7 protein-coding genes and 2 pseudogenes are annotated in these 10,755 nt (G+C 57.9%); 4 read left to right on the top strand and 5 right to left on the bottom strand.

Going from position 1 to position 10,755, the window contains the following annotated elements:
- Window positions 1-204 precede the first annotated feature (204 nt).
- The 4 genes from AC0L2U_RS32985 to AC0L2U_RS32970 form a co-directional block, all read right to left on the bottom strand.
- Entirely contained in the window at window positions 205-1,620 is a 1,416-nt protein-coding gene (locus AC0L2U_RS32985) for a putative bifunctional diguanylate cyclase/phosphodiesterase (RefSeq protein WP_473603476.1), read from the bottom strand.
- Window positions 1,621-2,193: 573 nt separating this feature from the next.
- Window positions 2,194-2,454 (bottom strand): helix-turn-helix domain-containing protein, encoded by a 261-nt coding sequence (locus AC0L2U_RS32980; protein ID WP_473603475.1) that lies wholly within the window; start codon window positions 2,452-2,454, stop codon window positions 2,194-2,196.
- Window positions 2,455-2,702: 248 nt separating this feature from the next.
- Window positions 2,703-4,118, bottom strand: a complete 1,416-nt coding sequence (locus AC0L2U_RS32975; RefSeq protein ID WP_473565015.1) for a mannose-1-phosphate guanylyltransferase/mannose-6-phosphate isomerase — start codon at window positions 4,116-4,118, stop codon at window positions 2,703-2,705.
- The gene (locus tag AC0L2U_RS32970; protein WP_473565021.1) at window positions 4,118-5,548 is read right to left on the bottom strand and encodes a phosphomannomutase; all 1,431 of its coding nucleotides are present in this window, start codon (window positions 5,546-5,548) and stop codon (window positions 4,118-4,120) included. Before AC0L2U_RS32970 ends, AC0L2U_RS32975 begins: the two co-directional genes overlap by 1 nt.
- A gap of 707 nt (window positions 5,549-6,255) precedes the next feature.
- On the opposite strand from AC0L2U_RS32970, the pseudogene AC0L2U_RS32965 reads away from it, so the two are divergent.
- Window positions 6,256-6,662, top strand: a pseudogene (locus AC0L2U_RS32965) (beta/alpha barrel domain-containing protein); the annotation flags it as partial.
- A 41-nt stretch (window positions 6,663-6,703) separates the two neighbouring features.
- Window positions 6,704-6,820, top strand: a pseudogene (locus tag AC0L2U_RS32960) (thiamine phosphate synthase); the annotation flags it as partial.
- 362 nt (window positions 6,821-7,182) lie between these two features.
- Here the strand turns inward: AC0L2U_RS32960 and AC0L2U_RS32955 are convergent.
- Complete coding sequence (locus tag AC0L2U_RS32955) at window positions 7,183-8,271, bottom strand: LysR family transcriptional regulator (protein WP_473603474.1); 1,089 nt, start codon at window positions 8,269-8,271, stop codon at window positions 7,183-7,185.
- Window positions 8,272-8,289: 18 nt separating this feature from the next.
- Here AC0L2U_RS32955 and AC0L2U_RS32950 point away from each other — a divergent pair, with 18 nt between their 5' ends.
- Window positions 8,290-9,213, top strand: coding sequence for an NAD(P)H-dependent flavin oxidoreductase (locus AC0L2U_RS32950; protein WP_473603473.1), 924 nt, complete (start codon window positions 8,290-8,292; stop codon window positions 9,211-9,213).
- A 62-nt stretch (window positions 9,214-9,275) separates the two neighbouring features.
- A complete protein-coding gene (locus AC0L2U_RS32945) occupies window positions 9,276-10,631 on the top strand; it encodes an MFS transporter (RefSeq protein ID WP_473603472.1) in 1,356 nt (451 codons plus the stop codon).
- Window positions 10,632-10,755: the final 124 nt, after the last annotated feature.

Genomic DNA, 10,755 nt, shown 5'->3' with positions numbered 1-10,755 from the left:
CATGGGCGGCATGGATTTCTAATCCGGCCTCTATCAGCCTCCAGATACGGAAAGGGCGGCAGCGATGCCGCCCTTTTTTGACCAACTACTCGGAACCACAACTACATCGTCGTAATGGAGCTTGATAACGCACCTCATGTCCGCTCCAGCCCCATCTCGTCCTTTGGCGCTCTCCTTGAGGCAGTCAGCAATAGCTGGTAGCGGTCACAACTCTTTCGCGTGCTCTTTTACTGCAAATTCAAGCGCTTGGGTCAGAGTTACCGCCTTGGAGAATAGGAAGCCCTGAGCGGTTGTGCAGCCAAGCTTGTGCAGGATTTGTCGGTCTGCCTCTGTCTCCACGCCCTCGGCCATGACCTCGATCCCAAGCGTCCTACCAAGATCGATCACCGTTTTGACAAGCAGCCGGTCGTCTCGGGACCTTGCCAGACCGCGAACGAAGCCCTGGTCAATTTTCACCTTGCCTATCCGGCTGTCCTTGAGCGATGCCAATGTGGAAAAGCCGGTGCCGAAGTCATCGAGCGCGATGGAGATGCCGGCATGTGAAAGCCGTCCGAGCTTCTCATCCACTCTGTCCGGGTCCACAGAGGATTCTTCGGTGATCTCAATTTCGAACATCGTTGGTGGCAGGTCTTTTGCGGCCAAACCATTCAGAATCATATCGTCGATATCGCCGGCCTCCAGTTCGCGCGGTGAAACATCCATTGCCACACGTACATCACGGCGGTCAGCTTTCAACAAGCCGTCGATAAGAGCACAACAGTCCGCGAATACCGTATGGGTCAGCAGCTGAAGCATTCCGGTTTCGCGCGCGGCTGTGATGATTTCGGGCGGAGAGATGGCGCTATGAATCGGGTGGGGCCACCTCAGCAAGGCTTCGAAACCAACCAGGGCCTCGGTATCGAGTCTGACGATGGGCTGGAACCAAGAACTGAGGCTTCTCGTCCTTATCGCCGAATGAAGGTCGCGTTCAATGGACTGGCGGCGATGCAGCTCCCTGTCGAGTTCGGCATCGAACAGGCAAAATTCGTTCCTGCCACGACGCTTAGCTGTGTAAAGGGCGATATCCGCCCGCAACAACATTTCTGTCAGCCCCGGGCTTACGGCCAAGTATATTCCTAAAGATGCTCCGATCCGGACGGACGCGACCCCAGGATAGGGGCGAGCAAGTTTGGCTATGATGTTGGATGCGAGAATACTGGGAGAAGGAGAATTTCTGAGCGAGGGGAAAAAAAGCACAAATTCATCGCCGCCGATACGGGCGAGCGTTGAGCCTGCGGGCGCTTCTTGCTCTATCCGGCGGGAGATCATGACGAGCAGTTCATCACCCGTCCTGTGACCGTAGGTATCGTTGACAGACTTGAAGCCGTCTAAGTCAATCAGCATTGCCACGAAGGGGCCGTCTGTGTTCTCGTACTGACCGATTGCGTGTTCGAGGGCCCGTCTGTTGAGCAGGCCCGTCAAGTGGTCCTCCCTGGAATTGCGCTCCATTTCGGCCGCAAGCCGCTCGGCCTCATGTCTCAGGCGGCTCGCCTCGCGGAAGCGCGCTTGCCCTACAAACGAGCTTCGAACCAAGCCGCCCTCGAAGAGTAGAACCGCAAAAGCCAGAATGTAGTCTTCCAAGTTGCCTTTCGTCAGCAGCCATCCTGCAGTGATAAGGAGTGGCGGTGTGATGAAGTTGATCGCTGCCGCGGAATACGAACTGCCGTATGTTACCGCACCTGCTGAAATCCCCGCCAGAATGATCAGATGCAGCGCCGCTTGGGGTGTTGTGTATCCGGCCGTGAGGACGGCAGGAAAGGACCAGGCATCGACACGAAGAGACCGGCCCTCAAATCAGCGAGCTGATCCTGAAGAATTCTGGCATCCAGCGCGTCTTCTTTGTTCAGGGCCATAGATTAGTCAGCTTGCTTTCTGGTCTTCTTCCGGAGCGCAGATTTATGCAAACCCCCTGAAGGACGGGTTAACGATTCAAAGGGGCATCAGCCTTGCGTCGCTCAGTCAATGAGATGTCTGCGGAGACTTACAGCGGTCAAAGGAACGCGGCGTCGTGGTGTCCCGATTGGATTCGGCACGAAACTGGGATCTAGGAAGGAGCGGCACGGAAGCTGCGCTGGTGTGCCGCCGAAGGCGATGCACAAGGGCTTCGCGATGCTCTTCATGGCCCCTGGGGCGGGTAATCTTCAGAGGGCGAGGTCAAGCAGCGTTTGGGATGGATGAGATTTCATCGAAGATACTTTCAGCCAAGCCAAGTGCCCGAGCGATTCGATCGCGATAGCCCTTGTCGAAGGGATGGCCAGACTCAATCAGCCTGACCTCCTCTACCGTCAGTCCGCTCGTCACGGCGATCTCCTCGGTCGAATAGCCAAGATGTTCTCGATATGCCTGAATTGCGGGTTTTCCGGTTGAGATTGCGGTAATTACTTTCTCGGGCAGCGCGAAAGGCGATGCAGTCATTTTGCCTCCAAATGCAGAGCCGGCCGTTCGAAGATGCGAAACAAGCGGCGGCCGAAGTTGAGATAGGATGCCGAAAAAGCCCGAGCCGGCGGCATCCAAAACGCGACCACTCTCGGCGTGGGAGGCGCTCCGCTAATGCGGCGGCCGCCACCGTCTAGATCAAGACCTCATCTTCGAAGATTCCTATATAGCTACAAGAAGACGTTCGCGAGTGCGCCAACTTGATTGCGACCTGTAGAAGTGGACTGTCAGGTTCGACCGTATACGTCATCAAGCCGCACGATGTCATCTTCGCCGAGATACTCGCCGCTTTGGACCTCGATCATCACCAGGTCGATATTGCCGGGGTTCTCGAGCCGGTGTTTGTGACCGCACGGGATATAGGTGGATTGATTGGTGGTCAGGAGTAGCTCCTGGTCGCCGTTGACTATTTTCGCAGTGCCGCTGACCACGACCCAGTGCTCGGAGCGGTGATGGTGCATCTGCAGGCTCAAGCGCCCGCCAGGGTTCACCTCGATGCGCTTGATCTTGAAGCGCTCGCTTTCCTCCAGAACCGTGTAGGTGCCCCAGGGCCGGTGCACTGTACTGTGAAGTAAGTGTGCTTCATGTCCCGCAGCCTTGAGTCCCTCGAAGAGTTTCTTTACGTCCTGGACGCTATCGCGGGATGCGACAAGCAGGGCATCGGGGGAATCCACGATCACCAGGTCGCTGATACCGACGGTGCCGATGACTCTCTTGTCCGAGCTTATGTAGCTGCGCATGGTGTCGATCATGTGAACATCGCCGCGAATCCTGTTTCCGTTCACGTCGGCGGCGACCAGTTCAGCCATTGCGTTCCACGACCCAATGTCATTCCACCCCATTTCGCAGGGAACGACGGAGAGATTGTGGGTTTTTTCCATCACCGCTCGGTCGAGTGAAATACGAGGAGCCATGGCGAAGTGCTCAGATGAGAGTTCGATGCTGGCAACATGGTCGCCGTGGCTGACGCGAGCATTCTCGTAGCTAGCGAGAACGGCATCGATCACCTCCGGACAATGCGCAGCCATTTCGTCGAGCATGACCTGCGCCTTGAAGCAGAAGATGCCGGCGTTCCAAAAGAAGCGTTTGGAGGCGACATAGGATTTGGCGGTCTCGATGTCCGGCTTCTCGACGAAACGGACGACTTTTTCGCCATCGGCCTCGATGTAGCCGAATGCTGTGTCCGGCCTGTTCGGATTTATGCCCAGGGCAGCGATGTGCCCCTGCCGCGCATGCTCTATCGCCCGGCTCATGGCGCTTCGAAAAGCCGGCAGGTCGCCGATGATTTGGTCCGCCGGAAAAATGCACAGGATCGCATCCGGACCCTGTGTTGCCTTGGTGTGGATCGCCGCCGCGGCGACAGCGGCGGCCGTGTCCCGGCCCTCCGGCTCGAGCAGGAAGGTGCGCGGCAGCACAACAGACTCCAGCTCGTTAAAATCGTCTTTCGTGAGGTAGAGGTGGGCCTTGGAGGTCACGGTGACGAGTTCGGCGACCCCCTCTATCGAAACCGCACGCAACACTGTGTGCTGAATGAGCGAATGCCCGTCCGCCACCTTGAGGAAAGGCTTAGGATGCGATTGCCTGGAGGCAGGCCACAGCCGCGAGCCGGCCCCGCCGCTGATAATGACCGGAACCACTTTCATCAAATGCTCCCTATCGTCTGTGACGCGGATGCCAATGCCCTTTTCAGCACCGAGGCGACGATCGCCGTGGCTCTGCTCTCGGTCGAAGCTTCCGAATAGCAGCGCAATTCCGGTGCATTGCCGGAAGGCCGCAGATGTATGATCTCATCTGTGCTCATTCGAACCCTGAGGCCGTCGGTTTCGTCGACTTCGGCTACGGTCCCGAACGGAGCGAGAAATTGCCGCAGCACGTCGTGGTCTGCGAGGCGATCCATCAATCTGCGCGAAGTTTCCGCAGAGAAGTCTTGAAGGCGTTCGCTCGCGCACGCCGGAAGGTTCCAAAACCCGCGCAGTTGCGACAGCTTCTTCTTTGTCGATGCCATGGTACCGAGAACAGCTAGGATTGGGAGCAGCGAGTCCCGCGTCGGCAGTGCGGTCAGCGTCTTCCCGTTCACCGTGCAATCCGAGCCTAGCAGAACACCGCCATTGGCCTCAAAGCCGAGGACGATGCCGGCGGCGCCGCCTGAGGCTTCCATGGCTTCGATGACAAATGGAGAGCCGACCTTCGATCTCCGGACTTCGAAACCAAGAGCTTTCGTAATGCCCGAATTGGAGGTCACTGGCGTCACGACCGTGTCTGCCTTCAGGAAGAGAGCCGTTGCGAGCCCAATCAGGTCGCCGCGAAAAAGATCGCCATTTTCATCAGCGATGAGTGGCCGATCAGCGTCCGCATCGGTCGACACGATGGCATGGAGACCGAATTCGCGGACCCATTTCTTCAATTTTGACATTGTTGCCGAGCCCACGGCTTCGGTATCGACAGGTACGAAGGTTCCGGTTTTCCCGACCGCGATCACGCTGGCACCAAGCGATTGAAGGACCTGTACCAACAGTTCCGCCGCGACCGAACTGTGCTGGTAGACACCAAGTCTCATGCCGGAAAGGGAGTCCGGCTCCAGTATGTCATTGGCGCGCTCTCGATAACAGCCGATCGCTTCCTCATGGCGCATAGGCCACGTCGCTCCCAGCGGAGCCGGTGGCAAGCAATATGCAGCTGATCTTTCGCCTACAAAGCGCGTCATCGCGGCCTCATCCGCCTTGGTGATTTCACCATTCGGACCATAGAATTTGATGCCGTTGCGATCGGCTGGAATGTGCGACCCGGTGACCATAAGAGCGGCCGTGCCGTGTCTGCGTGCATATAGTGCCAGGGCAGGCGTAGGTATGGCGCCGCAATCGATCGGCTGAAAACCATTTGCGGCCAACGCTGCCATGCAATTGTTGACTATCGCCTGACTGCTGTCACGTAAGTCGCGGCCTATGAAGACCGAACTATTCGACTGAACCCGGCTCGAAATCAAACGCCAAGCGAAAGCTTCGGTATAAAGTCCGCTGGCTTTGCCGACCAATTCCGAATCCGAACCTCGAACGCCGCTTGACCCGAATTTCATGACTTCGCTTTGCTGGTGGAGAGGCAGGGTGGATAATGTTGCAGTGCTTATTGAAAGCGCCATCGCTCTCAGCCACCTGCAGTTCAGATATGCGGTTCCGGCAACGGCCGATCAAATTTCAAGATCGATCCAAACAGGGCTCAGAACGGGAGGTTTCTCGCCACCCAAGCTACCGGATTCTAGCGGACCCTATGGCTCGCTCTATCACGAGAGCCGTGAGGCCCATTCTGAGGTCCGGCCGGGCATGCACAGTTCTCCTCTTCCATTGGAATCTCTGGCCCGCTCATCTAATGATCTAAGGCAGTGGTTGATTGATCGGCCTGCCGGTATTTCGCTATGCAGCATCATGACAGGTCGGTAAACTTGGTTGTTTGGATTGGATGCATCCATGCCATGGATGGGGCTAGAAAGCCGTCTTGAGTCCTGTGATTTAGGTGATGAGGTCAGCTAGAGGACTGGCTGACCATGGCGTGACCTCGGGCGCTAGACCAAGCAATGTCTTGCCCTGCAACGCCTCAAGTCTGGGAAAGTTGGTTTCTGGAGTTGCATTGGATTAAGGCCTATCCCAAAAAAGTTGACGCTGTCGTCGTCGCTGCGATCCACGCCTTCGGCCTTGTCTGCATCCATCCCTTTTCGGTAACGTAACGGCCGCTTTCACTGCAACACGATGCGCCACGGGCTAGCCATGTGCCGCTTCAGCCGGCGAGAGTGCTGGCTGCAACTCCGTCAAGGAAACGGTCACCATCGCGAACATGGCGCGCGAAGAGTTCGGCACGAGCTGGATCAAGCTCGAAGTGATCGGCAACCAGGACACGCTGCAACCGGACGTGTCCGGCCTTGTGTCGGGGCCGCGCGCATCCTGTGCGAAGACGGCTTTGCAGTATTCCCCTGCACCACCGGTGACCTTGTCGTCGCCGAGCGGCTGCTGGAAGCGCAAGGTGCTGATGCCGTAGTGAGCGCCGATCGGTTCTGCCCTCGGGCCGATCAATATGAGGGCGCTGCCCTCGATGCGCCTTCGCATGCTGCCACCGTCATGGAGCTCGGCTTTGACGCCGTGCTTCTGACACGGGTCGCCAATGCGGCCGATCCCGTCGGCATGGCGCGCCCGTTCGGCTCGGGAATGCTCGAAGCGTCCCCTCCACTCCCGTGATCGGCATGGCGGCGTTCTACCTGATTGTGAATAGCGCTGCCTGGATCCAACGGCTGGTGCCGCTCGGCGTGAAGCTGGTGCAGCTTCGCATCAAGACCCTGGATAAGGCCGAGTTGCGGGCTACTGGGCGGCACATACGTCAGCCTTGGCTACGGCTATTCACAGGCTGCTGCGGATCACCTTCGACCACAGTTACATACTAATCTCGATTTGATTGTTGAACCTCGATCCTAAGAGCAGCAGTTCTGACGTCAAGCTCCTTAACCGATGTCGAAATGAGTTGGCCGCATGGCACCCGCAAGCGGAGCACCCTGGCCAGCCATTGTGCTCCAATCCGTGCTCATTCCTTGCTTTTGCTGCAGCATGCAGCGCCTTTCGAGCCATCGTAGGCGATCTCTGGGCAAACGGACCCTACGAGCTGCCAACAAGATCCGCCGACGTTTGCGTCCGACTGACCCCTTGTTTTGTTTTTGCTCCACCTCTCCTAAGCCCGCTGCAGTTGTCGCACCGGCTCTGGTCTTGCCGGTTCAGGCCGTGAATGGGTTTCAGACGCCACCGTCATGAAAGCCTGAAGTGCCGCGGAGAGATACTCGTCGCTCCGCGTCACAAAAACAGTCGGCGCCGACCGCAGATTATCAGGAAGCTGATGTATGATGACCTGTCCGTCGGCTGCCGCATTCTGAACGACCCCCCGTGGTAGCATGGCCATTCCTATCCCGGCGGCGACGCAGCCGATGATCCCGTCCATTGTTCCGAGTTCCATCCAGCGGCCATGCGTTACCCCACACGCCGCCAGGAACATGTCCATGCGTCGGCGGTAGGAACAGCCAGATCGAAAGGCGAGGACCTTCAGAGCCGGTGATGCGGCCAAAGCCTTCAGATCCGAAAGCTCGCGAAACCGCGGCGGGGAGATCACAACGAGCTCCTCTTCGATGATCGATAGGCTCTTCAGTTCGGGATGAGCGATGGGGCCGGAGACGAACGCGCCATCCAGTTTGCGTGCAACGACGTCGCCGACGAGCTTTTCAGTCGGTGCAGCCTCCACCAGTACGTCGACCTCTGGATATTCTGCAGCATAGCGGATCAGGATCGGCGGAAGGCGAAGCGCTGCAGTGGTCTCCATCGAGCCGATCCTGAGCAAACCGAAAGGCGTACCGCGGTCTGTGACGACGCGCTTGGCTTCGTCCAGAAGCTCTCCTACGCGCTCCGCATAGGGAACGAGCTGAATGCCGGTGGCTGTCAGTGTGACCCCTTGCCTGGAGCGATGAAAAAGCGGAGCACCGATTTCCTCCTCAAGCGATTTTATTCTCGCGGTGACGTTGGATTGCACCGTGTTGAGTACACCGGCAGCCCCTCCGATACTGTTTGCTCTCACAACCGCCTGGAAAAACCTGAGGTCGGCGCTGTTCATCAGCCATCTCCTTTTCAGATGAAAAACATCTGATCTAATCATTTGTCTTAAGTCAAGTGTCGCAATAGCGTCAAAGAAAAATTTCCCGGGAACGTCCTCAAGCTGGGAGAAGTACAGATGACGATACGAACGCGTCTGACAAAATTTTTCGAAATCGAGCATCCCATCATCCTTGCCCCGATGACACCGGCCGCCGGTGGCGCACTTGCGTCCGCCGTCGCCGACGCCGGCGGTCTGGGCCTGTTGGGTGGGGGATATGCTGATCGTCAATGGTACGAAACAGAGTCGTCGCTTATCACCAATGAACGCGTTGGCTGCGGGTTCATCGCCTGGGCAGTCGAAGCCGACCTTGATCTGTTTGACCGCGCACTTGCGGAGCGTCCGTCCGCGATGATGCTTTCGTTTTCGGATCCGGCGAAGCTCGCGGCACGGGTCAGGCAGGCGGATGTTCCGCTGATTTGCATGATCCACACGCTCGAACATGCCAGGCGCGCAATCGACATTGGCGCCGACGTTCTTATTGTTCAGGGGACCGAGGCCGGCGGCCATGGCCTGGTCGCGCGGTCAACCATGCCTTTCGTTCCAGCAGTCGTGGATCTGGTGGCAAAGATTTCGCCTTCTGTCATTGTCGTGGCGGCAGGCGGCATTGCCGACGGAAGGGGCCTGGCCGCTTCGCTGATGCTCGGAGCAGACGGGGTCCTGATGGGAACCAGGTTCTGGGCTACGCGAGAGTCGCTCATTCATCCGGCAGCCAAGGACAAGGTAGTCGCTGCCTCTGGCGACGAGACAATCCGGACTTCCGTCTACGATATCGTCCGTCAGAAGGCTTGGCCGGCGGGCTATACCGGCCGACTGCTCAAAAACGGCTTCGTCGACAAGTGGCACGGGCGGGAAGAAGAGCTGCGCACACTGCATTCCGAAGAATTGTCGAAAGTCGAGGCGGCATGGGCCTCTGGCGACTATGACACGGCCAACGTGACTGTCGGTGAGGCGGTGGGCCTCATCAATGATCTACCATCGGCGAAGGACATCGTCAGCCGAACGGTGCGCGAGGCAAGCGAAAGACTTGGCGTCTACGCATTCGATCAGCGCATCGCGAGCTGAGTACCACGGCCCTGAAGAAGAGGGCCGACCGCTTTAAAAAACATAAAAAGGGGAACTGCAGCATGCAACAGCTACAGGAAAGGGGCGACTCCGCCCAAAAACCAGGTATCTGGACCGTTGTCCTTGCATCGAGCGCCGGCACCGTCATCGAGTGGTACGACTTCTATCTTTACGGAAGTCTGGCGATTTTCTTCTCAACGCTTTTCTACCCTGCCAATGAACCGACGGCAGCTGTTCTGATCAGCGTCGCAACCTTTGCCACAGGCTTCCTCGTGCGCCCATTGGGAGCCCTGCTGTTCGGCAGCATCGGCGACCGCGTCGGACGTAAGAGCACGTTCTTGATGACGCTCATTCTGATGGGCATTGCGACCGCGCTCGTCGGCGTCTTGCCAACTTTTGAGACTGCGGGATATTTCGCTCCGATCGCTCTTGTGGTCCTTCGGCTGATCCAGGGATTGGCGATCGGCGGCGAATACGGCGGCGCCGCCGTTTACGTTGCAGAACACGCACCGGCGAACCGGCGCGGGTTCTTCACGAGCTTTATCCAGACAACGGCAACCGTCGGCTTTTTTCTCGCGATTGTCGTCGTGCTTACGTGCCGGCTGTCGCTCGGCGAAGAGCTCTTCAAGCAGTGGGGTTGGAGAATTCCGTTCTTGCTATCATCCGTTTTGATCGTGCTGTCCCTTTATCTGCGCCTCAAGCTTAGCGAATCCCCGGTCTTCGAGGAGCTTCGTAAAGGCGGGAAAACCGCAAAGAGCCCAATCCGTGAGAGTTTCGCCACCGGTCATGGCGTGCGTTATGCAGCCTTTGCACTGTTCGGGGCGACTGCGGGCTTGGGGTGCGTCTGGTATACAGGCCAGTTCTACGCACTGTATTTCATGCAAAGCGTGCTGAAGCTTGACTTCCTGACAGCGAACATTTGCCTTGCTACTGCTTTGATGATCGGAACGCCCCTCATCGTTTTCTTCGGCGCCTTGTCCGACCGGATCGGCCGCCGTCAGTTGATTGTCACCGGTTTCATTCTTGCAGCCGCGTTCTATGTTCCAATCTATCAAGGCATCGCCGCCGCCGCCGCTGCCCAGAACTTCGTTTTGGTAACAGCGCTGATCGTCGCCCAACTCGTTTTCGTCGGATTGGTCTATGGCCCCATGGCAGCTTTCCTCGTCGAGCTCTTCCCGGCGAAGTTGCGCTACACCTCGCTCTCGCTGCCCTATCACGTCGGCACAGGCGTGTTTGGCGGCCTTGTTCCCCTCGTCAGCCTGTCGCTGGTTGCCTACACGGGCAACATCTATGCGGGCCTGGCCTATCCTATTGCGATCGCGATCATGAGCGCAGTCGTAAATGTTCTCTGGTTCCCCTGCGCGCTGCCTGGGGAGCCAGAGGCTGCCCCAACCGGGCTACCTGCGAGGGCAATCTGAAATCTTCACGGGGACGCCGAGTGCGCGCCCCCGCCCTCTTTGCTATTTCAGAGGACGACCCATGCCGCTGATAAAAATAACCTTCTGAAGGGCCGATCGCCTGGGGAGCAGGAAAAGATCCTCG

Source organism: Mesorhizobium sp. WSM4808 (assembly GCF_055811675.1).
Note: the sequence above shows the minus strand (reverse complement) of the source record. Positions and strands in the feature narration are given on the sequence as shown.